Source organism: Maridesulfovibrio pacificus (SeqCode) (assembly GCF_048612815.1).
GTDB classification, from domain to species: domain Bacteria; phylum Desulfobacterota; class Desulfovibrionia; order Desulfovibrionales; family Desulfovibrionaceae; genus Maridesulfovibrio; species Maridesulfovibrio pacificus.
This window is the reverse complement of record NZ_JBLZNE010000001.1, coordinates 3,274,763-3,299,459: the sequence shown is the minus strand read 5'-3', so window position 1 is coordinate 3,299,459 and position 24,697 is coordinate 3,274,763. Positions and strand designations below refer to the sequence as shown.

Sequence of the window (24,697 nt, the reverse complement as noted above, 5' to 3'; positions counted from 1 at the left end):
GTTTAAGGCCCCCGGCAGGGTCCCCGAAGGGATATTTTATGGTTTAGTTAAAAACTCTTCGCCTGCTTTTACTGCCCTTGAAGATACGCGGGCTTTTCCGTCTTCAGTATCGCCGAGCACGAGTACTTTTACCCTCACACCGTCAGGACGAACTATAAAAGTATCATCGTATGCTTTGAGCAGTGCGGACTTGGGAACTACGACCGCCCCACCGGGATCAGGCATTTTAATGCCCAGCTCGGTCCTCAAACCGCCCCGGAATTCAAAACTGCCCTTGCTGATCTCGAAATCAATTTCAACCTTACGGGTTTCTGGATCAAAATCAGGTGATATACGTTCGAGTTTGGCAGGAACTTCAATTCCAAGATCGGGTAGTTTGAGGGTAATATTGTCTGATTTACGTATTTTTTTGAGCTCGGGGATGGTTAAGGCATAGGGCACAAGAAGGGTTCTGAAATTACCTAGTTCGGCAACTTTCTCACCTTTATTGACCCATTCTCCCGGCTCGATATAACGCTTGATAACCCGCCATCCCGCAGGACCCCGCAGGGTGTAGCGGCGCAGATGCTCACGGTCCACATTCAGCTTGAGCTGGGTAGAACGCAGCAAAGCTTCCGCCGATTCAAAATTACGGATATGCAAGTCCAGTTCGGATTGTGCGGCTGTGTTTTTCTTAACCAGCTTGATATAGCGTTTGGCTTCTTTGTCGTAGTAGGTCAGATCGGAACGCAAACGCTTCAGATCAGCCTGTAGCTGAGCAATTTCCAGCTTAATGAAGGTTGGGTCCAGTTCTGCAAAACGACCGCTATCGCCGATGGTATCACCCACATCAGAATAAACCTTGGTGCATACAGCAGATTCTTCGCTGACCAGCGTCATTGCAACTCTCGGTCTGGTAAATCCGATCAAAGTTACAACCCTTGAAGCCTGTCCTGCTTTAAATGTTTCGGCACTTGAAGCAAAAGCGTCGGGCAACATGTGGCTTATCAAAGCAATCTGCATGAACAGCAGATAAACAGCTGCCTTACTAATCAACTTTGTTTTAATCTTCATTTTTCAACCCCTGTCTGACCCGCTCTTGTTGCGGAATAGTAATAAAATCGAGAACCTGATCAAAAACAGTGTCCATATCTATCTCCGGCATGCTGTTCTGCAATCTTCCGGTTGAAACAAGGCAGGCTAAACCATGGACTGATGCCCATAATGAAGCCACAGCAATATCAACCGAAACATCCCCCAGCACACCGGTTTCAATGCATTGGCGGACTGTATCCTTAAAATTCATAAAATTACGGTGCGGTTTTCCAATCCATTTCTCAGAATCAGCAAAAGAAGGCGGTCTTCTATTGAAAAGCAACTCATAATACTCCGGTTCGGCACAGGCAAAATCCAAGTAAATGCGCCCGCCCTCCCGTAAACGCTGAAAGGGGTCTTCGATTTCCGGCAAATGCATTTGCATCCGCCCAAATTTTACCATCCCTTCCTGCTTAAGGGACAAGATAAGGTCTTCCTTGTTCTTAAAATATCGATAAAGAGCTGCCGGACTGTAATCTATTTTTGCCGCAATCTTGCGCATGGAAACATTATCAAAACCATCCTTAACGAACAGCTCTCTTGCTGCATCAAGGATTCTCTGTTTCATCTTTTTATGCTCTTCTTCTCTTCTACTTATTTTTAGCATAAACTGCGTTTAGCAAACAGCGTTCACTCTGTAAACACTGTTCACAAATCATCACATTGATAAATTCAAAACCATCACTATATACAAAATAAAAGGCCGGCCATGCATTTTCTAGCAAATGCATGGCCGGCTATGTGAGGCTGTGATCCTGAAGAATACTATTGAAATTTAATCCGCACAACTTTCCTTAATATATAGTATTTTTTCAATATTTTCGAAAAACAAATCAATGAGCTTTGGATCAAAATGAGTACCGCGACCTTCTTTCATAATTTCAAGCGACTTCTCAACAGAAAAAGGTTCCTTATAAGGCCGTTTACTGGTCAAAGCATCAAAGACGTCCGCAACAGCGCAAATCCTTCCCGGTAACGGAATGTCTTCACCAGAAAGCCCTGAAGGGTAACCTGAACCATCCCATTTTTCATGATGACTAAGGGCAATGACAGACCCCATGCCAATATAATCTGAACTACCCATAGAAAGGATATTGCCACCGATAACGGCATGACTCTTCATTACTTCCCATTCTTCAGCAGTAAGCTTACCCGGTTTAAGAAGAATACTATCCGGTATACCGATCTTGCCTATATCATGCATGGGACTGCTGGTATGAATCAATTGCACTGTCTCTGCATCAAGCCCTATTTTTTCTGCTAAAATCCGGCTGTATTCAGCCATTCTGACCAGATGATCAGCTGTCTCTTCATCCTTGTATTCAGCGGCCGCACAAAGATGGTGAATGGTCTCCACATGCGCTTCATCAAGCTTTGATAAAGCTTCCCGCAATTCAAGGGTACGGCTTTCCACCAACTCGTTAAGATCAGACTCAAAAGATTTGATTTCATCCTGCTGTGCTTTTTGACGCAGCATGGATTCGGTGCGGACCTTAAGCTCCAAAATATCGATAGGTTTGGTGATAAAATCATTGGCCCCGACCTCAACAGCCTTTAGACGGTCACCCTTCTGTGAAAGGGTTGTGACCATAATGACCGGAATATCCTGAGTTTCAGAATTTTCCCTGATCTTTTCAACAAATTCGAAGCCGTTCATTACCGGCATCATTACGTCACTGAGCACAAGATCGTAGGTCCGGTCCAACTTTTCAAGTGCAACCACAGCATTCTCAGCCCCCACAACGTCATGCCCCAGTTTGGTCAAAATACCTTCCAGCAACATTATGTTATGCGGCTCGTCATCAACTACTAATATTTTTCGTCTGCACTCCATGAAAACCATCCCGTTTATTCAGGTCTTTCTTGTGGGATTTCGAAACTTACTACTGTTTCATTGCGCTCATCATTGGTTTGCATTTTAATATCATAATGCATGGCATCAGCCATCAGTTTTGCCGAATATGTTCCAAGTCCGGTTCCGCTGGCTTTGCCTTTGGTCACATATTTATGGAAAAATAGCTCCCTGATCGACTCAGGAACCGCCCCGGTATTCTTAATGGAGATCAGGGTATTACCATCCTGCTTAAACTCAACAATTATTTTTCCTCCAGAAGGAGAAGCTTCAATAGCATTTGTTAACAACCCTGAAATTAAGGAATAAATCAACCTTTCCTCACCCCAGACAAATAAATTTTCATCTAGATTTGCATTTCCGAAAGCAACTAATTCCACTTGTACTTTTTGAGCTGAAATACTTGAACGACAATGATCAATCACCTGTTTTGCCACACTGATGATATCAATCTGCAGGGGATAATATTCATATTTTCCGGTTTCCATTTTAAACATGTCCAATGACATTTCAATCATATGGAGCATCTTCTTCCCGGAATTTTCTATAGTCTTGAGTAATTCATGTTGTTGCTCTGTCAGGTTATCATCCATACGCAACAATCCCGGGAGACCGATGATACCGTTTAGCGGTGTTTTCAAATCATGACGCATAATCAAATCAACATCGGCCTTGAGACGCTCAAGCTCCTTCTGATCGTTGATATTATCCTTTACCGCAACGTAACTTACAACCTCACCTTTTTCATTATAAACAGGTGAAATGGAAGCCAATTCCCAGTAAAATGAACCGTCTTTCTTTTTGTTAACAATCTCTCCACGCCAAGTCCGTCCACTAACTAAAGTTTCCCACATATCCCGATAAAATGAATCACTATGTTCACCGGATCTTAAAATGTTCGGATTACCGCCCAGAACTTCTTTTTTTGAATACCCGGTCTGCTTGCAGAAATATGGATTAACATAAGTAATTAATCCCTTGGTGTCGGTGATAACTACTGAGAGAGGGGCATTTTCAATTGCCCGGGTCAGAATTTTCAACCTTTCTTCCCAAGCTTTCCTATCAGTAATATCCAGGACAACTCCTTCTACAACATTTTTCTCAAGTTCAAAATCATAAGCCAGATAAGCATAGACTGACACACATCGATCCTGTCCATCAGGAGTAGTGAATTCCACTTCATATTCTGTTGATTCAACCTCACCGGAAATTACCCGGGCATTATTATTTTCAGCTATTATAAGAGATTCCGTAGTAAAATCAAAAAGTTCAGTCCAACTTCTCCCAATCCCTCTTTCAGGAGAACCATACCCAAGATGGGTAAATCCCTTACTCAAACGAATAAATTCACCATCAATAGTGTGAGAAAAGAAAACAAACTTACTACTTAATTTTTCAGTAACATGGTCAAAGCGGGTTTTACTCTCTCTTAATTCTTCTTCAACCAACTTACGCCCGGTAATATCATGGACTGTTCCATACGACCGAACCGGATTACCATCTTCATCGTAACTGAACGTCCCGCGCGATGAAACATACCGAACTTCTCCATCTGGACGTACTATCCTATGGTCAAAAGAATATGGTTCACCGCTATTCATGGATTCAACATAAATATCGTTGACAAGTTTCCGATCCTTTATGTGAACCAGTCCAACGAAAAAACCTCTTTTTGACGGAACATATTCTCCCTTAACCAGACCAAAAATCCGGTACGTCTCATTCGACCACCAGATTTTTCCAGTTAATAGATCCACAGACCAATTGCCAAGATGGGCAATGGATTGGGCTTCGCTAAGATTGGTTTTAACCATTTCAACCTCAGCGTTTTTGGTAATAATTTTGTAGATGGTAAAACAAACAGTAAGGGCAAGCATAAATAAAATCGCATGCAGAATGATAGATCCGGGAGGTATTATACCCCACCCTCCTGCGGGCATTGCGGCCATCCTCCAAGATCCTGATGAAAGAATTACCTGCATGGTAACATGGCTGTTATCAGAATCGAACAGCTTCGGATCTCCGTAAAAAACAGCATCATCGACACCTTCAGCATCGACACTTCGAATAGCTACATCAAGATTCGGAAGATCTGATAATCCCGCATTAACTAGAAGCTTATTCAAATCTATGACCGCTGAGACAATTCCCCAGAAATATTCATTTGAGCGCACAAATACAGGAGCACGGCCAACCAGGCCTCTTCCTCCCTGAACAAGATCCAGTGGTCCGGCAACGACAATTTTACCTGTATCGTGTACCTCTTTTACCTTGTCCCATAGCTCAGGAGAAAACCTGTAATCCAGACCGAGCACAGATTCATTGCCATCGAGCGGATACACGTATTTGATAACATAATCAGGAGCTACGCCGATGTTCATTATCAAATCAGAGCGGAAAAGCATTCCCTGACAATATCGTTCTATTTCATTGATGCTAAAATCAGGATGGTAAGAAACATAATCAGCCAAGCCCTGAATCAACAAAAGATTGCTGTTTACTTCTTTCTCAAGCTGGGCACGTATCGCTGCGGTCTGGTGGTAAACAGACAGCTTCTGATCATTCCTGTACCGTTGATACAACTGGTACTGAATAAATATATCAAGTGCCAGAAACAAGCCGAGTACAACAGCGATGTATTTGAAAAAAACAATCTTTGTTTCGCGCATGACTAAAATCAATAAGCCTATTTTTTACATCCAAGAATAACGGGACAATTTCTCAAGATTATATATCCCAAAATCCCGGCGACCACGGATGCCGCAAGAATGCTGAACTTGGCATCAATAATAAACGGAGACGCCGCATCCCAAGCAAGGGTGGTAATAAAAATAGACATGGTAAAGCCTATCCCGGCCAGCAGTGATGCCCCCACAAAATGTCCGGGAACAAGAGTCTTCGGCATTTCGGCAATTCCAATTTTTATGGCTATCCAGCTGGCAAGACATATTCCTATGACTTTCCCGACAATCAAGCCGAAAAAGATACCTAGAGTTACCGGATGAAAGAGGTCAATACCTCCACCTTCTCCGCTGAAATTAATGCCGGCATTAGCAAGGGCAAAAATCGGCATAATACCGAAAGCCACCCAATAGTGCAGGTTATGTTCGATCCTCTTGAGCGGAGGGCTTGCCATGAGTACATCTCTGTTCATATCACCGAGGGCGGAAAGCATCTGCTTATTGGAAAGAGTTACTCTATTCTTATCCCCACCCATTTCATATTCCATAAGATGATTACGCATGGGCACCAGAAAATCAGTACAGCAAATCCTTGTGGAAGCAGGAATGGTCATAGCAGCTAAAACTCCGGCCACAGTGGCATGCACTCCGCTTTTGAGAAAAGCCAGCCACATGAGACAGCCAAAAAGAAGATAAGGAAGCGGATGGCGCACACCTATACGGTTCAGCACAAGCATACATATGAAAAAAAGCATGCCCAGACCGATAATCCAAAGTGATATGCCGGAAGAATAGAAAATTGCGATAACGAGGATTGCGCCGATATCATCAACAATGGCTACTGCAGTAAGAAAAACTTTAAGGCTCAGTGGAACACGATCCCCGAGCATGGAAAGTACTCCAAGAGAAAAGGCGATATCCGTAGCCATGGGAATCCCCCAACCATCTGCTGAGGGAGTTCCGATATTGAAAAGAGCATAAACAAGGGCAGGGACAATCATCCCGCCAATGGCAGCAAAAATCGGCAATGAAGCCTGCCTGAAGGAATTGAGTTCGCCAACCAGAATTTCGCGCTTGATTTCAAGGCCAACCAGAAAGAAAAAGACAGCCATCAAGCCGTCATTAATCCAGAGGATAGCCGGCTTTGAAAGAACAAAATCTCCAGCCCCGACAGTAAGCTGCATATTTTTGAAAGCTTCATACAAATGCCCCCAGGGAGAGTTCGCCCAGACCAAAGCAATGATTGTTGCTAAAATCAGTACCATTCCGCCGGAAGATTCAATCTTAACGAACTCATAAAAAGGCTGAAGCATTTTATCAATTCGTGGCTCACTATCTCTGCTCACAACTTGTGCTTTGCTCATGAAGACTCCCTATATATTTTACCCTGTGATTTATACTGGAAAATAGTAGCAATGAAACCAGCAACAGCATAACAAGAATGTATGAGTATGGAAATTACTTAAAAGAAGATTATAAATGAGAAAAAGCGGGCTTCAGTTACACTGAAACCCGCTTTAAATTATATTATCAAAAGTATTACTGGTTTGAATGGGCTTCCTTGATTCTGGCAGCGATATATTCTTTAGGTTCAGCATCATCTGCATCAAAGCAATGTCCATCCTGACCGAGAAGTCCGCCGGGAACAAAATCACCAAGCTCGTCGGGGTCATTTATACAATCACCGAAAAAGCAAACGGAAAGCCAACGGTTTGCGGGGTCATCGTCAATAACATCCACCATTGCGAAAAGAGGCCATTTATCCTGACCTTTCTTTACTCCGCGCATGGAATAGGTAACTCCGGGACGGGCATGGAATTCAATCTCAGTATTATCGAGAGATTCCAGAATCTGCTTAAATTCAACAAAAACATCTTTCACACCGGCAGGATCTTCAGTCCATTCAGAAATAAATTTTTCCAGTTCCATTTTGCAAAACTCCTTGGTTGAATATTATCAATCCCCGCAAAGGGTGAAACGAAATCATCCTGAAAATTGTAATAATTTAGAATCAAGACATCATTTCGTCACTTTTTTGCGATATTCATACTCTCAGGAATAAATATGGGCAATGATCAATTGACATAGCTCTTCAATTCAATGTAAGTGAACTGTATTCTCAAGGTAATCATAAATTTTTTGGATACAGTTTAATGAAATCAGCACAGGATATATTTACAGAATATCTGACCCGTCAGAGACTTAAGATGACCCCCCAGCGCAGGACAATTCTTGATGTGTTCCTTGCTGAGGAAGGTCATATATCTTCAGAAGAACTGTACAACCTTGTCCGTACAGAAGACTCATCCATCGGACAGGCTACTGTTTACCGTACCCTTAAACTGCTTGCTGATTCCGGCATTGCCAAATCCGTCGACTTCAACGACGGAGTGATCCGCTATGAGCATAAGTACGGTCATGAGCATCATGACCATCTTGTGTGCGAGCGTTGTGGTAAGACCATCGAAGCAGTAGATAACGAAATCGAACATCTTCAGGAAGAACTCGCCAGAAAATATGGCTTCGAACTTACCCATCATGAGATGTATCTTTTCGGCGTCTGCAAGGAGTGCCAGGGAAAAAGCGAGAAATAACGCAGATATTTCCTTACACACACTTAAAAGCGCCGCCTGATATCAGACGGCGCTTTTTTTTGCTCACAGGAATATTTAATACAAGGCAATTGGCGGGATATATTATCCCTTTTTCATCTAATTACATGAGGCAGCAAAGCCCCGCTAAACAGAGGATTGTATGATCAAGCCCGACTTTGAAAAAATGAACGGTCTGGTACCGGCCATCGCACAGGACGCTGAAACAGGCGAAATCCTGATGATGGCTTACATGAATGAAGAAGCATGGAATAAGACGCTTGAAACCGGTGAAGCCAATTACTGGAGCAGAAGCCGTAACACCCTCTGGCATAAAGGCGGAACATCCGGGCATGTGCAGAAAATCAAATCCATTAAGATTGATTGTGATGAGGATACCCTTGTCCTGCTCGTGGATCAGATCGGCGGCGCAGCCTGTCATAAAGGATACAGAAGCTGCTTTTATCGTGAAATTAAGGATGGCGAAGTAATAGAATGTTCGCCCATGGTTTTTGACCCCAAGGAGGTATACAAATAATGTCCAATCAACTTAAAATAGGACTGCCCAAAGGTTCCCTGCAGGATTCAACAATCAAACTCTTTGCCAAGTCCGGCTGGAAAATCAACCTGCACCACAGAAACTATTTCCCTGATGTAAACGATGAAGAGCTGAATATCTCCATGTGCCGTGTACAGGAAATTTCCCGTTACATTGAAGATGGAATTCTGGACTGCGGACTCGCCGGAAGAGACTGGGTTCTTGAAAACAAATCCGATGTACTTGAAATTTCAAGCCTCGTTTATTCAAAAGTCAGCAACCGCCCTGCCCGTTGGATTCTGGCTGTAGCCGGAGACTCCCCCTACAGAAAACCCGAAGATCTTGCCGGGAAAAAAATCGCCACCGAACTTCTTGGAGCCACCAAGGAATATTTCGAATCCAGAAACATCGATGTAGACGTTTTCTATTCCTGGGGTGCAACTGAAGCAAAAGTAGTTGAAGGTCTCTGCGATGCTATTGTCGAAGTTACTGAAACAGGCACTACCATCAAGGCACACGGTCTGCGTGTAATTGACGAAGTCATGTCCACCAACACCGTCTTCATCGTCAACAAAGATGCATGGAATGATCCTTGGAAACGCAAGAAGATCGAAAATATCAACCTGCTGCTCCAAGGTGCTCTGAGAGCTGAAAAGATGGTCGGCCTGAAAATGAACATGCCCAAGGCTTCCCTTGAAAAGGCCATGAAAGTCATGCCTAGCCTGAACTCCCCCACTGTATCCGACCTTTCCGATCCCCAATGGGTATCTGTTGAAATTATGGTTGAGGAAGTGGTTGTGCGCGAACTCATCCCCGAACTCATCGATATGGGCGCGGAAGGAATCATCGAATACCCGCTTAATAAAGTTATTTAATATTAAAATGAGAGGTGCGGAGTATTCCGCACCCCTCACTCCCCTCACTTTGCATTTTTCAGCAAGACGATTTAAATAGTCTTCTCATGTTCAAACTTCTTCTCTTCATAGCAATCCTGATCCTGATATTCGGGTACCGCAAAAAGCAAAAGGTCAAAGGCGGCATCAATATCAATACCATCCTCATGGCTGCGCTGGTGGTACTTTTTATCATTTCCCTGCTGACAAGATTTCAAAACTGATCTATTTTTTGCAAACCTATCGATAACTACAATCAGTAAATTTCATTTAAAATAGCACTTAAAAAGTTATCTAAAAACAGTCCTTATTTTGATTTAAATTATAATATTGTCATTAAATCCTAAGAATGACTATTCTGAACTCAGTCAGGAATTATCACTCCACCAACGATTCCTGAATCAGGTTATCTCATGACCTTTGTTGCTTAGAACGGCTGCTTTTACCATGACTGCAGTCGTTCTATTTTTTTACCTTGTTGACCTCCCCGACGATTAAAGTTATCGATAACTAGATCTGGTTATTATTAACTAGATATATTGAAATTATTTTCTGACGATTCAGCAGATAAACTTTGATCTAAGCACTTACAGATCAATAAAATTATACAGGACAACTTAAAATGACTGCCGAGACATTCACCCACCGGGAACTTTCCTCCATCACAGGAGTTTCAGTCACCACTATCAAAAGTTATCGCAAAAAATTTCCTGAATTCTTCTTCATTGTCGGACATGGCAAGCCGCTGCGCTTCAGAAAAGGAGCTGACAAACTCTGCCTGAGAATTCGCGACCTCTTTAACAAAAATCTATCGGTAAAGCAGATTCGTGACAAACTTTTAACAGAATTTGAGTCAGTTAAAGAAAATCGTCAGTTATCGGAAACAAAACAGGATTCGCAAGTAAACAGCGAAGGATTTGAAAAACTGGCAAAAACAACCAACCAGATGATGAACGGACTGGCAGCGCTGGTTACTGCACAGGCCAAGGCTGAACAGCGTCTTGCTCGTATAGAAAAATCCTTGAAAGAACTGGTGCAGACCCAGTCTGAATCCCCGGCAGGTACAAATGAACTGCTGCAGGAGATTAAGGAAATACTGGCCAGCTCAGGAGGGTTGCAACAGCCCGAAAGAATCACAGCAAAAAAAGTTGTGACCATCAAGAAAGATAACGGTCAGGAAGAATCATATTCTTTCGATGCTGACAACTCGGCCATTGAGCCAGACGCCGACTTTCTTGAACTCCCGGTAGTCATCCACTCTGACAGCGGCGAATTTCTCGGTCTGCCCGGCAAACCGGGACATCCTTTCACATTGCAGGAACTGGTATATCTGGTCAGCAGCCGCAAAGTCGAAGGTGCTTCCAAAGTCTGGCATAAAGAAGGTCGGGACTGGGTACTGGCTATCAAATCCCCAGATGGACCGCTTTACGAGCTTCATTTCAGTATGACCAAAACACCTAAGGGAAATATTGTATCTTTCTTCAACAGATTGGATATAAATTCAGAATCTCGTAACCACGCTGACATACTTGCCTTCTTCAAGGAAGTGCGGGACCTGATTGATTCAATCTGATTTCTGAAAAATTGTGCGGATACCGTTTGCAAAAATTAACCATAATCAGCTATTATCAGCTTGATATCAAATAATTCTGCACAATTATAATCAACAATATCAACAAACTACCCTTAAATATTTGTGTAAATAATTTTACACTGCTTCTCAGGGTTGTTTATAAAACTTCTTTTTCAAGGAGGAAACTACTGTGACTGCGCCAATTTTTAATTGCAAAAACGCCGATGATGTTCTGAAAGCTGTACGTGATTACAATATCAGTTTCGTACAGTTCTGGTTTGTAGACATTCTCGGAACGCTCAAGAGTTTTCAGATAACCCCAAAGGAACTTGAAGCTTCCTTTGAGGAAGGTATGGGTTTTGACGGCTCTTCAATTCTCGGTTTTACCCGTATTGAAGAATCAGACATGATCGCAATCCCCGACCCCACCACCTTTCAGCTTTGCTCATGGCGCCCCACAGAACGCCCCGTAGCCCGCATGTTCTGCGACATCCAGAACCCTGACGGAACTCCTTACGAGGGTGACAGCCGCTGGGTACTTAAAAAGACTCTCGATAAGGCTGCCGAGCGCGGTTACACCTATTATGTAGGTCCCGAACTGGAATTTTTCCTCTTCAAGGACGAGAAAGGCACTAAGATCATCGATCGTGGCGGCTACTTTGACGCACCCCCTCTCGATCTCGGCAATGACGTACGCCGCGATATCATCTTCTCCCTTGAGCAGATGGGTTATGATGTAGAATACAGCCATCACGAGGTTGCACCAAGCCAGCACGAAATCGACCTGCGCTATGCAGAAGGCATGCGTATGGCTGACACCGCCATGACCTACCGGGTTATCGTCAAGGAAGTAGCCCGCAAGCATGGTATTTACGCCACTTTCATGCCCAAACCCATCTTCGGTGAAAACGGTTCCGGTATGCACGTGCACCAGTCCCTTTTCAAAAACGGCCGCAACGTATTTTTTGATGCCAACGATGAATACCATCTCAGCCCGGAAGGCAAAAGTTACATTGCCGGTATCCTCAAGCATGCACCGGAAATGGCCTGTGTTACCAACCAGTGGGTAAACTCCTATAAACGTCTGGTTCCCGGCTATGAGGCACCAGTTTACGTATCATGGGCCCGTAAGAACCGCTCTACGCTGGTTAGAGTGCCCATGTATAAACCGGGCAAAGAAAACGCCACCAGAATGGAACTGCGCTGCCCGGACCCGGCTGCCAACCCCTACCTCTGCTTCGCAGTAATGCTGCAGGCCGGGCTCAAGGGAATCGACGAGGCTTACGAATTGCCGGCACCTATCGAAGAAAACATCTTCGCTATGGATGCCCCCACCCTCGCTGAGCACGGTATTACCGCACTTCCCGGCAATCTTTACGAAGCAGCAGTGGCCATGAAGAACAGTGAAGTTATCAAGGAATGCCTTGGTGAACATATCCACAGCAACCTTTACAGGAATAAGATCAAGGAATGGGATCACTACCGTACTCAGGTAACCGAGTACGAAATATCGACCTATTTACCTGTACTTTAGTTTTAAAAAAGTAATCCCCGTCCAAACATGGACGGGGATTACTTTTTTGCCTGAGGCCACCTAAAATACTTACAGTTAACTTCGCGTCTTTGTTAGAGAGAAATGACTATGACCGATATTTCAGCACTTAACGAGCAGTACAAATTGGATTCTCTTGGTCTGCTTCCTGACTTTTGCTTACAGGAAATATTCAACCGCGAAATCAACAACGCTACAGCAGCCAAAATTATCATCCTCCTCTCAGAAGATACTCGGCGAAAGGTACTTGAAAACTTCAACATGATCCGTGCTGCAAGGATCGATAAGATAATTCAAAACTATGAAAACGGAGAACTGAGTATCCCTTTCTCTCGTTTTGAAAAAACTTGCGAAGACCTTATGGACAGGGTTCAAGAGTTGAAAGAAGAAGGTAAAATTCAAGTTCCCACTATCAGTCTTGATGAATCCATATTAAATACTTCCGGCGAATTAGCCGAATTTTCTGATAATCTTCCACGATTCAATTTTTATCATAATGATATTCATGACTTAATTTCATGGTGGAATCTTGTTGCCAAGAATATAAAGTCTCTTTTCGGTCAAAAAGCACAAGCTGAAAATATTGTACTGAAAAGGCTGGAGGATAATTTCAGCACCAAAATTTTTGCCTACGCTATTGATGATATTCGAAAAAATGAATTCATTGAGAAGGCCACGAAGCTACGCAAATCAACATTTATCAAATACGAACAGCTCCTTAACCTTATTGAAGAATTCCTGCTGGAACTGCTGGACAAAAAGAACGACCGCGACTTCGCGGCAAGATTGGCTGATAACTTTCCTGAAGATAATTCAATGCAGGAAAAGCTACTTAAAAACGGCCCGCTCTTACTAATTCCCGCTGTCAAAGATGAGCTTCCCGCTGAAGATATAGCTATGAGTCTTTTCAAGCTTAAGCTGATTCATGATGAGTTTGGAATGCATGGAATCGAAAACCTAGTACGCAATTCAAACATATACTACTTCACAAAAGGATTATCGATAAGCTCTTCCAGAATGAACCCGGAATACGCTGCTAAAATTATTAAGGAGCGTAAGAAATCAATCCTTAATGAATTTGGAATTAAGTTAAAAATGATTATTGATGCCGCCACCTGCATCAGGGAAAATACAAGCACATACATCATGCTGGAACTGATGAGCAGTTACACGGTTTATGACTTTGAAGAGTAAAAGCAAAAACGTCGGTTCCATTTGGTCCGACGTTTTTTGCTTTTTATATCAATCAATCTTTCCCGACTCTTTGAGAAATCCCATGATGTGCGTTGCTTCCCCGGCAGCCATTGTTCCTCCTAACGAAATTGCCACGGCACAAGTCTCAAGAATTTCGTCAACCGTAGCACCTAGATTCAGAGCTTCTTCAGTCTGATAAAGCATGCATGCCCTGCAACCACTGACCAGCGCCCCCACTATTGCCATCAGCCTTTTTTCCTTGGCCTTAACTGTTCCGTCTTTGTAGACCTCGCCATGAAACTGGTCATAAAGATCCCCTACTTCGGGCATAAGTTTCATGTAAGTTCCCCAGTTTTCGCCAATCTGCTTATGAATTTCCATTTGTTTTTCAGCCATTACCAGTCTCCTTGTTCATTGGTTTAGCTTCTTGATTTGGAGAGAATGACTGACTCACAGATATTAGACAAACTAATGTTTTTTATATAAGACATAAAAATGTTTGATATCTTAAGAACAGCACAATTAACGCCAGACCTGCTTCGTTCATTTGTTGTTGCAGCTGATACAGGCAGCTTTACCCGTACAGCCGGTCTTGTTCACAAGACACAGGCAGCAGTAAGCATGCAGATGAAAAAGCTTGAAGAAGACCTTAGATGCCTGCTTTTCAAACGTGATGGAAGAGGAGTGACTTTAACCGTGGAAGGAGAAATTCTTTACCGGTATTCAACCAAAATACTCAAGCTGCACGATGAAGCCCTCACAGCTGTATCCGCTCCTACCCTCCATGGAAAAATACGCCTTGGAGCCCCGGACGATTACGCCATGAAACATCTTCCCGGCATACTCCGGGAATTCGCTGTGAACCATCCTCAGGTTCAGATAGATGTATTTTGTGATGATACTCCGACCCTGAGCAAAATGCTTAAAAACGGACAATTAGATCTCGTAATTGCAACAGATAAGGCCAAAACAAAGTATTCTGCACCACTGGAGTTGACTTGGATTATGCCGGAAAGAATGGACCCATCAGAATTGGAAGAACTTCCTTTGGCCCTGTTTCATCCGGTCTGCTGTTATCGTGAAAATGGCTTGAAAGCTTTAGACGAAGCTGGTCGTAAGTACCGTATAGCCTACGGAAGTCCTAGCCTGGCAGGATTGCTGGCTGCTGTTCAGGGAGGCTTGGCGATATCAGTAGTAACCAAGGATACAATAGCAAATGGATGCAGACACGCCATGCTTTCAGACGGATTACCGTCCATAAAATCGGTTTATATAGATTTGAGATTTCAACCGGGAAACCGCTCGGACGTGGTTTCAGTTTTCGGCGGTTTTATTGCGAAGGGATTGGGGATTGTGATTTAGATAGCCTACTTTTCAATAGATTTAAGCAATTCTTCGAAATCTTTCTCAGCTTCATCTTCAGAAATTTCATACTCTTTGTCCCGACGCTGCGTGTCAAATAAGTCATACTCAGAACGTGCATGTACCTTGGCTTGCTCATGTGAAACGCTTCCTGCGCCAGATAACACTTCCCTTTCATTAAATTCCAAAAAAAGGTCCGTCTGTTTAATCCAGTCCTGCATGGAAATTGTTTTTCTTCTTCTAGCTCTATCTTCTGCAAAATCTAAAAACATGACTACGAGTCTATCAAGTTCTGACAGCTCATCCTTTGAAAGATAATTCTTTGAAGTAACAATATCTTTGATTCTGACCACACTGCCCTGAAAACTGGTCAGCCCCATATTAGGTAATGCTGAATCAGCCCTATCTTTAATAATCTCAGCTGCTGTTTTTCCAGTTGTAGCAAACAGCATTTTATTCTGGATAGTCTTAAAAAACATGCGAGCAGTCTCTGATTTTCCATCATAGTCAGAACTGGTTTGGGAAAAAATATCTTTGACTTTCTGATAAAATCTCTTTTCCGATGCCCTGATCTCGCGAATACGCTCAATCAGTTCATCGAAGTAATCAAAGCCGCCGGGATTTTTCAACCGATCGTCATCCATCGTGAATCCTTTGATCATGTATTCACGAAGCCTTTCTGTGGCCCAGCGACGAAATTGAATACCAATATTCGACCTGACTCTATAACCGACGGAAATGACTACATCCAAATTGAAATGACTAGTTTCGTAGTTTTTTCCATCACTTGCAGTTATTAAGAATTTCTTAATAACTGATTCTTTAATCAATTCTTCTTCATCAAAAATATTCTTAAGATGCTGATTTATGCTTGAAACTGTAACTCCAAACAAATCAGCCATTGATCTCTGACTCATCCAAACAGTTTCTTCACCAAAGCGTACCTGAACCTTGATACTTCCATCAGCCGAATTAAAGATATCAATACTCGAATTAGAGACTGCTAAAATATCACTCATATCTATTCAAAACTTCCGTTCATCAAAATTTCTTCTGCAAATAATCAAGCTTATACCGCACTGCGTAAGGGTTGGGATAAGTATCAACAATCCCTTCCAGCAGCTCTACGGCCCTTCTGTACTCGTGCCTGTCTTCGTAAATATCGGCGAGCATGAAAACTGCTTCGGCATGAATATCATCTGAAATACCATCCATTTTGAGGAGCTTTTCAAGTTCTGATTCCGCCCTTTCCCAAGCTTGGATAAGAGTCAGTGTGTGGGCCATTTCAAAAATAGCCCGAGCTTTAGTGCGCGGGTTATCAGTGCTTTTGGCTATGTCGTTGTATGTGTAAATTGCCAGATCATAATTTCTGAGCTTGCGAAAAGTTTCGGCAAGTATAGTCCGTTTTGCATCAAGCTGCTCTTGTGTCTGCTCAGAATATTCAAGGCTTTTTTCTAAAGCCTCAACAGCGGCTTTATACTGACCGGTACGAATGTACATTTCAGCCAGTTGCAGCTTTAATTTGGAAGCAAGGTCAGGCTTATGACCGAACTCAAGATACATGGCTTCAAGAATTGCGGCACCGCGCTCGCTATCATGACGAACTTCAGCGGCAATCTTTACCAGATAATTCCAGGCTTCAAAACGATGTTTGCCCTGCGGATTATCCTGAAGGTATCTTTCGAATCCTTTTTCAGAATCACTGTAGAAGCCACTGATAAAACTAGACCTAGCCTTATCGATAACTTCTGATCTATTATCATTTGGTTTATCGCATCCCTGCGCCATAAGCAGCAGGGATGCGATTAATATAATCAAGAATCTCTTCATTATTCGGATTCTTCACCTTCAATTTCGGGAATTGAATCTTCAGCAGCTTCCTGAACAAGGTCAAAACCGACAACATGGTCACCGTCATCCATGCGAACAAGACGAACACCCTGAGTGGCTCGGCCAACAAGGGAAACATCTTTAACACCCATGCGGATGATTTTGTTACCGGAGGTAAGCAGTACAACTTCATCTTCAGGTGAAACCATAATTGAACCAAGAACCTTACCGGTCTTAGTGGTCACCCTCATGCTGATGATACCCTTACCGCCACGGGTCTGGATACGATGCTGCTCAATATCGGTACGTTTACCGTAACCGCCTTCGGAGATGGTCAGCAGCTGGACGCGCTCTTCATCACCGGTAACAACACCGGAAACAACCTCGTCACCGGGACGCAGTGCAATACCTTTAACACCGCTGGCTACGCGGCCCATGGATCTTGCATCCTGACAGCTGAAGCGGATGGAGGTACCGTTTCTGGTAACTAGTACAGCTTCGGAATCAGCACTGACTTCTTTAACTGTGATCAGTTCATCACCGTCTTTCAGGGCTACAGCACGAATACCGGACTGACGGCAGTTGCGGTACAGAGCAATGGAAGAACGCTTAATCATACCGTTCTTGGTTACGAACAGGAAGAAACACTCCTCTTCGAACTCACGCATTGTCATTGCAGTGGCAATGGTCTCGTCCTTTTCAAGAGGCAGCAGGTTGGCGATATGCGCGCCACGGGCAATGCGGCTTGCTTCGGGAACCTGATGAACCTTGATTTTGAACATCTTACCCTTGGAAGTGAACAGCAGCAGGTACTGGTGGTTGGAGGTGGTCAGGAAGGTGTGGATAAAGTCTCCGTCCTTGGTCTGAACACCGGCAATACCTTTACCGCCGCGTTTCTGCTTCTGGTAGTTGGAAAGCGGAGTACGTTTAATGTAGCCGCGTCTGGAAAGAGTGATAACCGCATCGTCATCGGGGATCAGATCTTCGATGTCGATATCATCAGGGTTGTGATCCATGAGAACAGTCTTACGCTCGGTGGCGTAGTTGTCCTTGATCTCAACCAGCTCGTCACGGATAACACCTTTCAGAACTCCATCGTTAGCGAGGATGGACTTGAAGTATTCGATCTTCTTGAGAATCTCTGCGTATTCTTCAAGAAGTTTTTCGTGTTCAAGGTTGGTCAGTCTCTGCAAACGCATGTCAAGAATAGCCTGAGCCTGAACCTTGGAAAGTTCGAAACGATCCATCAAACCGATACGTGCTTCATCTCCGTTACTGGAACCGCGGATGATTTTAACAACTTCATCGATGTTATCCAGCGCGATACGCAGACCTTCGAGAATGTGAGCGCGTTTTTCGCATTTATCCAGATCAAAGCGGGTGCGGCGGATGATAACTTCGCGACGGTGTTCCAGAAATGCAACCAGAATCTGCTTCAGGTTCATGAGCTGCGGACGGTTGGCGTTAACGGCCATCATATTGATACCGAAGCTCTGCTCCAACTGAGTGAATTTATACAGAGAATTGATAATGATGTCCGCGATTGCACCCTTCTTCAGGTCAACAACAACGCGGATACCTTTACGGTCAGATTCATCGCGCAGATCGGAAACACCTTCGATCTTACCTTCACCAACCAGCTGGGCGATCTTCTCAACCATGCTGGATTTGTTCAGTGCGTAGGGAATCTCGGTAATGACGATGGACTGGCGGCCGTTCTTTTTTTCCTCGATGTTGACAACACCACGGATTTTGATGGAACCGCGCCCGGTCAGGTAAGCCTCACGAAGTCCCTTGCCTCCGAAACAAAGTGCTCCGGTGGGAAAGTCAGGACCTTTAATATAATCCATGAGGTCTTCGATTTCACACTCGGGGTTATCGAGCAGATGCATGGTACCGTTGATCAGCTCGCCGAGGTTGTGAGGCGGAATATTGGTCGCCATACCAACCGCAATACCGGAAGTACCGTTCAGCAGCAGGTTGGGAACCTTGGTAGGCAGAACAGAAGGTTCCTGCAGTGAGTTATCGTAGTTATCGCGGAAATCGACAGTCTTTTTCTCAAGGTCGGCCAGGAACTCGGAACTGAGCTTGGACATTCTTGCTTCGGTATAACGCATAGCCGCTGCAGCATCACCGTCAATGGAACCGAAGTTACCCTGACCGTCAACAAGCGGATCGCGCATGGAAAATTCCTGCGCCATACGTACCAAAGCATCGTAAACAGCAGAGTCACCGTGGGGGTGATATTTACCGATTACGTCACCGACAACACGGGCCGATTTCTTATAGGACCTGTTGTAAGTGTTACCAAGCTCGTGCATGGCGTAAAGAATACGCCTGTGTACAGGCTTCAGCCCGTCCCTTACATCGGGGATCGCACGGCCGATGATTACGCTCAAGGAGTACTCTAAGTACGATTTCTTAAGCTCTTCTTCAATTGTGATTTGAGACATTGTTTCTCCGAATTAAATATCAAGCTCTTGAACTGCGAGAGCGTTCTTTTCAATAAATTCGCGGCGCGGCTCAACGTTATCACCCATGAGATCTTCAAAGATGTCGTTGGCAGCGGTTGCGTCTTCAATGGTCACCTGCAGCATGGTTCTCTTTTCGGGATCCATGGTGGTTTCCCAGAGCTGCTCGGGGTTCATTTCACCCAGACCTTTATATCGCTGAAGGTTGATACCTTTGTAGGCTTCTTCCATCACACCGTCGAGCAGGCTGAAAATACCTCTGATTTCAGTTTCATTCTCACCTCGGGTGATTTTGAAGTCGATACCATCACACTCGTCAACGATCTTGCGGTTACGATCATAGGTGTTGCGGAACAGCTTGGAGTTGAAGAATTCAACTGCCAGTCTGGTGCGGTGCCCGTTTTCATTTTCAAAAACAACAAAAACTCGGGCTTCCCCTTCGGTTTCAGTCTCTTCGCGCTCAATGATGACCTTGTAACCGGACTTTTCCATTTTTGAGATAAAAGATTGCGGATCATTATCTGCAAACATTTCCGGAGTCATCTTTTCATCAAGGCTGACAAGTTTAGCGAACAGGGCATCAGGAATACCCATGTTGGCAGCTTCACCGATTTTGCCTTTGATAAAACGGATGTCATCAAGCATTTCGATCAGGGATTCCTGATGGTATTCCTGACCGCACTCGGTTTTGATGGTGATATCCTTGGCAACTCTCTCGATAAGCAGGGAGTATAGTTCGGAATCATCCTTGATGAACTTCTCGTATTTACCCTTGGCAATGCGGTACAGCGGCGGCTGGGCAATATAGAGATGGCCGCGCTGGATAAGCTCTTCATACTGGCGGAAGAAGAAAGTCAGCAACAGGGTTCGAATGTGTGAGCCGTCAACATCCGCGTCAGTCATGATAACGACCTTGTGGTAACGCAGCTTGTCGAAATCCTTTTCGCCCTCTTCCTGACCGATACCGATACCCATGGCTGTGATCAGAGCCCGGATTTCCTTGTTACCGAGCATCTTGTCAAAACGGGTTTTCTCAACGTTCAGGATCTTACCGCGCAGGGGCAGGATAGCCTGATGTTTGGGGTTACGGCCCTGTTTTGCAGAACCACCCGCGGAGTCACCCTCAACGATAAAGAGTTCGCTTTCAGCCGGGTCCTTGGACTGGCAGTCGGCAAGCTTACCGGGCAGGGAATGGTCGGAAAGAGCACCCTTACGGCGGACAAGGTCACGAGCCTTGCGAGCCGCATCCCTTGCGCGTGCTGCATCAACAACCTTTTCAACAATAGCTTTGGCGTCTTTGGGGTTTTCCTGAAAATAAGAAGAAAGCTTGTCGTAAACCATACCGGAGACAATACCGACCATTTCGGAGTTACCGAGCTTGGTCTTGGTCTGACCTTCGAACTGAGGATCAGGCAGCTTAACGCTGATGATCGCGGTAAGACCTTCACGGACATCATCACCGGAAAGCTTAATTTTAAGCTTTTTAGGCAGATCAGAGTTCTGAATGTAAGTATTGATGGCACGTGTCAGGGCACCCTTGAAACCTGCCAGGTGTGTTCCACCTTCAACTGTGCGGATGTTGTTGGCAAAGGTATGGGTGTTCTCTTTGAACGAGGTATTATACTGCACCGCCAGTTCAGTAATTACATTGTCGGTTTCCGACTCCGCATAAATGATTTCACTTACAGCAGTCTGCCCTTTGTTCAAATCTTCGACAAAAGAAACAATCCCGCCATCGGCTTTGAAGCTGGCACTCTCATTTGATCTTTCATCGACAAATTCAATTTCAAGCCCCTTATTCAGGTAGGCCAGTTCGCGAAAACGCTTTTTGAGGGTGTTGAAATCAAACTGGTTGGTTTCAAAAATTTCCTCATCAGGACGGAAACGGACGGTTGTACCGGTAGTCACTGCATCACCGATGCACTCCAGAGGACCCGTAGGCACCCCTCTCTCGTAACTTTGACGGTAAATCTTACCCCCGCGTCGAACTGTAGCCTCAAGATGCTCAGAGAGGGCGTTTACGCAGGAAACACCAACACCGTGCAATCCGCCGGAGACTTTGTAGGCATCGTTATCAAATTTACCACCGGCGTGAAGCACGGTCATAACGATTTCAAGAGCCGGCTTTTTCTTTTTGGGATGGATATCAACAGGAATACCGCGGCCGTTATCGGATACGGTTACGCTGTTATCCATATGCAGGGTAACTTTGAACTTGTCGCAATACCCACCCATGGCTTCATCGATGGAGTTGTCGACCACCTCGTAAACAAGGTGGTGCAAACCCCTGATATCGGTGGAACCGATATACATGGCAGGTCTTTTTCTAACCGCGGCAAGTCCCTCAAGGACGGTAATCGATTCCGCGCTGTAATCTTGGTTAGGAGCCATTAAACGTCTTCCTCGCTGTAGTAAGTCTCTTCCTGAACCTTCATGGGCATGACGATAACGAGATATTCGTTGTCATCACCACCGGTAACGCCGCAGGGCGCTTCGGCTCCGGTCAGGGTGAAGTTGATTTTATCGGACTGGAAGTGGCCAAGGATCTCAATGAGGTTCTTGGTGGGGAAAGCAATACGTTCCATTTCGCCGGAAAATTCAATTTCCATGGATTCGGTCGCAGTACCCACTTCCTGACCCTGTGAGAAGAGCACCAGCTCGCCGGGGTTGAATAGAAAGGATGCACAACGGTTGGAATCGGTGTTGAAAATGGAGATACGGTCCAGAGCCATGGACAGCTCGGATTTTTCCACGTTCATGCGCGAAACATCATCATCATTGAGCTTGGCCAGGAAATTCTTGTAGTTCGGATACTGGTAGTAGCTCAGCGGCAGGCTGAAAGTTTCCTTGCCGTCTGCGGTCTTAAAGAAAAGACGCTTTTCACTGAGGCTGAGTTCAATCTCATCTTCAGTGAGCCATTTTTTCAGTTCAACCAGATATTTCTTCTGAATGAGGATTCCCTCTTCAGGAAGAATCGAATGGATATCATCATTGATGAATTTAAGGCGTGCGAACTGGTGTCCGTTCAGGCCGCATACTTCCACATACTTACCATTCTCATCAGCAGCAGGTACAATGTTCATGCAAGCAATGGCTTCCATGCTGTCCTCATCACTGATGCAGAAGGCGATTCTTTCAATGAGCTCAAGCAGAAAATCGCCGGACCAGAACACTGCGCCCTCAGAAGGAAAAGAGGAGAATTTCTGAAACCAGGTGGGATCATTCACAGGCAGCTTGTATTTTCTGGAACCCTGCTCAACCAGAATGGAAGAACCGTCAGCATCATTCTTGATGGTCAGTTCTCCGGAAGGCAGTTTGCGGACCAGATTATAGAAAGCACGTCCCTGTACTCCTGCAAGTCCCTCTTCCATAATCTCGGCTGGATATGTCCCGCAGAATTCCAGATTGGAATCTGTGGACATGATGCGCAGGTTACCTCCATCACTTTTCAGCCAGATGGTGCGCAGATACGCTGCTCCTGTTTTGGCGGGAATGATGCTGGCAGACTTCTGCAATCCTTCGATCACTTCATCCCTATTCACCTTTAAATACATATATATTCTCCTTGTTTTTTTAATAAGGTCGGTTCCTATGTTTCTATTTGCAGTAAGCGCTTAAAATTATTTAGTTTTTTTTGCACATTTCATGTCGTATTTAAGTAACAAACCTACACTCATTTTGAACTTGTTCAGTTTGAGACACGCAAAAGACACTTATTCTTCAAGTCTATCAACAGTCTTTTCAAAACTTTATCATCTCTTTGTAATTCTTGTATTTTTTTTACAGAATAAAGCACAGTTGAGTGGTCTTTACCTCCAAATGTCCGTCCCAGGGCCGGGTATGAAATTCCTAAAAGCTCCCTGCAAAGGTACATAGCTACCTGTCTGGCGTGGGCAGTCATCTTGTGCCTTTTGCTCCCCGTAAGGTCGGCTGGTTTGAGGTTGAAATGGGAGGCCACGGACTCAATCACGTATTCAGGTGTAAGGGTCTCGTCAGCCTTTTCTTCCGTGTTACTGAGGATGTGTTCAAAATCTCTGTCATCCATGTTCTTACGTACAAGTTCACGGAATGCAGAAAGTTTGATGATGATACCCTGCAGGTATCTGAAGTCCTGAAATCTTTGGGAAAGAGTCAGGATCTGGTCCTTGCTCAGTGGCAGTTTTTTCAGTTTGCACTGCTTCTGAACATACTTGGCCCTGATCTCAAGGTCCGGCCTTTTCAGGGTGACAATAAGTCCCCATTCAAGCCTTGATTTAAGGTTCTTGTTCAAGAAGTCGTAGGAAGCCAGTTTATCTGTACAGCTGAAGACCATCTGTTTTCCATGTTCATAAAAGTTGTTGAAAATGGAGATGAGTTCCTGCTGCAGATGTTCGTATTTTTTAATCTGCCTAAGGTCGTCGAGGAAAAAGTATTCGAAATCAAAGAAATAATTCCTCGCACGCATAACATCACCGCCGAAACGGACAGAGTAGATATTCTGCACGTCATCAACGTTGCCGAGGAATACTTTTTCCCGGTCCACCTTTTTGCAGACTTCATTGGCAATGGCTTTTAAAAGGTGTGATTTCCCTGATCCGCTCTTGCCGCAGATAACAAACGGGTTGAATGAAACATTCTCCACACGGGCAACTTCCTTGGCTGAGGCAAGGGGAAAGTAGTTCTTTTTGCCGATAAGGAAGTTTTCAAAAGTGAAGTTATGCCCGAATGGGAAGTCTATTTTCTTGACGCTGACGGGTTGCTCTTGAACCGAGGCATTTTTTGATCCGTTATTTGAGTAGGATATAGAGAATCCGCTGCCCAGAAACTGGCCCAGCTGTTCCTCAAAACGATCCTGTATGCTTGATTTGAACCATTGCCCGAAAAAAGCGTGTGGGAATGTGACAACAACTTCCCCGGATTTTTCGGAGATGTCGATATTTATGGGGTCAAACCAGCGTGCCAGCTCGGAATCAGAGCATGAATTTAAAAGATGATTTCTCAGTGCTTCTTTCACGTGAATATTATATTTTTTAGGGGTGTTCTAAGTTGTTGAAATAAAATTAAAAAAAAATGTAAAAAATCCGAATTTTCTCAACCCCCGCAACCA

The 24,697-nt window shown here is 44.4% G+C and carries 21 protein-coding genes; 8 read left to right on the top strand and 13 right to left on the bottom strand.

Annotation, left to right across the window (positions count from 1 at the left end):
- Nucleotides 1-36 precede the first annotated feature (36 nt).
- From ACNI23_RS15215 to ACNI23_RS15190, 6 genes are all read right to left on the bottom strand, one after another.
- Nucleotides 37-1,053, bottom strand: coding sequence for an efflux RND transporter periplasmic adaptor subunit (locus tag ACNI23_RS15215; protein ID WP_420249953.1), 1,017 nt, complete (start codon nucleotides 1,051-1,053; stop codon nucleotides 37-39).
- Nucleotides 1,043-1,642 carry a TetR/AcrR family transcriptional regulator gene (locus ACNI23_RS15210; protein WP_420249951.1) on the bottom strand — a complete coding sequence of 200 codons (600 nt, stop codon included), beginning with the start codon at nucleotides 1,640-1,642 and terminating at the stop codon, nucleotides 1,043-1,045. The genes ACNI23_RS15215 and ACNI23_RS15210 overlap by 11 nt, the downstream gene beginning before the upstream one ends.
- A 207-nt stretch (nucleotides 1,643-1,849) precedes the next feature.
- Nucleotides 1,850-2,908: an HD-GYP domain-containing protein gene (locus ACNI23_RS15205; protein ID WP_420249950.1), complete on the bottom strand. Its 1,059-nt coding sequence runs from the start codon at nucleotides 2,906-2,908 to the stop codon at nucleotides 1,850-1,852.
- Nucleotides 2,909-2,922: 14 nt separating this feature from the next.
- Nucleotides 2,923-5,397 carry a PAS domain S-box protein gene (locus ACNI23_RS15200; RefSeq protein WP_420249948.1) on the bottom strand — a complete coding sequence of 825 codons (2,475 nt, stop codon included), beginning with the start codon at nucleotides 5,395-5,397 and terminating at the stop codon, nucleotides 2,923-2,925.
- 215 nt (nucleotides 5,398-5,612) lie between these two features.
- Nucleotides 5,613-6,971: a Na+/H+ antiporter NhaA gene (gene nhaA, locus ACNI23_RS15195; protein WP_420249947.1), complete on the bottom strand. Its 1,359-nt coding sequence runs from the start codon at nucleotides 6,969-6,971 to the stop codon at nucleotides 5,613-5,615.
- A gap of 175 nt (nucleotides 6,972-7,146) precedes the next feature.
- Nucleotides 7,147-7,536 carry a head-tail adaptor protein gene (locus ACNI23_RS15190; protein ID WP_015853659.1) on the bottom strand — a complete coding sequence of 130 codons (390 nt, stop codon included), beginning with the start codon at nucleotides 7,534-7,536 and terminating at the stop codon, nucleotides 7,147-7,149.
- Nucleotides 7,537-7,760: 224 nt separating this feature from the next.
- On the opposite strand from ACNI23_RS15190, the gene ACNI23_RS15185 reads away from it, so the two are divergent.
- From ACNI23_RS15185 to ACNI23_RS15155, 7 genes are all read left to right on the top strand, one after another.
- Nucleotides 7,761-8,201, top strand: a complete 441-nt coding sequence (locus ACNI23_RS15185; RefSeq protein ID WP_420249945.1) for a Fur family transcriptional regulator — start codon at nucleotides 7,761-7,763, stop codon at nucleotides 8,199-8,201.
- 160 nt (nucleotides 8,202-8,361) lie between these two features.
- Nucleotides 8,362-8,736 carry a phosphoribosyl-AMP cyclohydrolase gene (gene hisI / locus ACNI23_RS15180; protein WP_420249943.1) on the top strand — a complete coding sequence of 125 codons (375 nt, stop codon included), beginning with the start codon at nucleotides 8,362-8,364 and terminating at the stop codon, nucleotides 8,734-8,736.
- The gene (hisG, locus tag ACNI23_RS15175) at nucleotides 8,736-9,611 is read left to right on the top strand and encodes an ATP phosphoribosyltransferase (protein ID WP_420249940.1); all 876 of its coding nucleotides are present in this window, start codon (nucleotides 8,736-8,738) and stop codon (nucleotides 9,609-9,611) included. The genes hisI and hisG overlap by 1 nt, the downstream gene beginning before the upstream one ends.
- Before the next feature lie 86 nt (nucleotides 9,612-9,697).
- Nucleotides 9,698-9,853, top strand: coding sequence for a hypothetical protein (locus ACNI23_RS15170; protein ID WP_015853655.1), 156 nt, complete (start codon nucleotides 9,698-9,700; stop codon nucleotides 9,851-9,853).
- 398 nt (nucleotides 9,854-10,251) lie between these two features.
- Complete coding sequence (locus tag ACNI23_RS15165) at nucleotides 10,252-11,202, top strand: hypothetical protein (protein ID WP_420249939.1); 951 nt, start codon at nucleotides 10,252-10,254, stop codon at nucleotides 11,200-11,202.
- A 190-nt stretch (nucleotides 11,203-11,392) separates the two neighbouring features.
- Nucleotides 11,393-12,736: a glutamine synthetase family protein gene (locus ACNI23_RS15160; protein ID WP_420249938.1), complete on the top strand. Its 1,344-nt coding sequence runs from the start codon at nucleotides 11,393-11,395 to the stop codon at nucleotides 12,734-12,736.
- 108 nt (nucleotides 12,737-12,844) lie between these two features.
- Nucleotides 12,845-13,948 (top strand): hypothetical protein, encoded by a 1,104-nt coding sequence (locus ACNI23_RS15155; protein ID WP_420249937.1) that lies wholly within the window; start codon nucleotides 12,845-12,847, stop codon nucleotides 13,946-13,948.
- 48 nt (nucleotides 13,949-13,996) lie between these two features.
- On the opposite strand, the gene ACNI23_RS15150 is transcribed toward ACNI23_RS15155, so the two are convergent.
- Nucleotides 13,997-14,344, bottom strand: a complete 348-nt coding sequence (locus tag ACNI23_RS15150) for a carboxymuconolactone decarboxylase family protein (RefSeq protein ID WP_420249936.1) — start codon at nucleotides 14,342-14,344, stop codon at nucleotides 13,997-13,999.
- A gap of 99 nt (nucleotides 14,345-14,443) precedes the next feature.
- Here ACNI23_RS15150 and ACNI23_RS15145 point away from each other — a divergent pair, with 99 nt between their 5' ends.
- Nucleotides 14,444-15,310, top strand: a complete 867-nt coding sequence (locus ACNI23_RS15145) for a LysR family transcriptional regulator (RefSeq protein ID WP_420249934.1) — start codon at nucleotides 14,444-14,446, stop codon at nucleotides 15,308-15,310.
- Nucleotides 15,311-15,315: 5 nt separating this feature from the next.
- On the opposite strand, the gene ACNI23_RS15140 is transcribed toward ACNI23_RS15145, so the two are convergent.
- From ACNI23_RS15140 to ACNI23_RS15115, 6 genes are all read right to left on the bottom strand, one after another.
- Nucleotides 15,316-16,329 carry a virulence RhuM family protein gene (locus tag ACNI23_RS15140; RefSeq protein ID WP_420249933.1) on the bottom strand — a complete coding sequence of 338 codons (1,014 nt, stop codon included), beginning with the start codon at nucleotides 16,327-16,329 and terminating at the stop codon, nucleotides 15,316-15,318.
- A 22-nt stretch (nucleotides 16,330-16,351) separates the two neighbouring features.
- The gene (locus tag ACNI23_RS15135) at nucleotides 16,352-17,128 is read right to left on the bottom strand and encodes a tetratricopeptide repeat protein (protein WP_420249931.1); all 777 of its coding nucleotides are present in this window, start codon (nucleotides 17,126-17,128) and stop codon (nucleotides 16,352-16,354) included.
- Nucleotides 17,129-17,139: 11 nt separating this feature from the next.
- Nucleotides 17,140-19,593 carry a DNA gyrase subunit A gene (gene gyrA, locus ACNI23_RS15130; protein ID WP_420249929.1) on the bottom strand — a complete coding sequence of 818 codons (2,454 nt, stop codon included), beginning with the start codon at nucleotides 19,591-19,593 and terminating at the stop codon, nucleotides 17,140-17,142.
- Nucleotides 19,594-19,605: 12 nt separating this feature from the next.
- A complete protein-coding gene (gene gyrB / locus ACNI23_RS15125) occupies nucleotides 19,606-22,002 on the bottom strand; it encodes a DNA topoisomerase (ATP-hydrolyzing) subunit B (protein WP_420249928.1) in 2,397 nt (798 codons plus the stop codon).
- The gene (dnaN, locus tag ACNI23_RS15120; protein ID WP_420249926.1) at nucleotides 22,002-23,165 is read right to left on the bottom strand and encodes a DNA polymerase III subunit beta; all 1,164 of its coding nucleotides are present in this window, start codon (nucleotides 23,163-23,165) and stop codon (nucleotides 22,002-22,004) included. Before dnaN ends, gyrB begins: the two co-directional genes overlap by 1 nt.
- Before the next feature lie 134 nt (nucleotides 23,166-23,299).
- Nucleotides 23,300-24,604, bottom strand: coding sequence for a DnaA ATPase domain-containing protein (locus ACNI23_RS15115; RefSeq protein ID WP_420249924.1), 1,305 nt, complete (start codon nucleotides 24,602-24,604; stop codon nucleotides 23,300-23,302).
- Nucleotides 24,605-24,697: the final 93 nt, after the last annotated feature.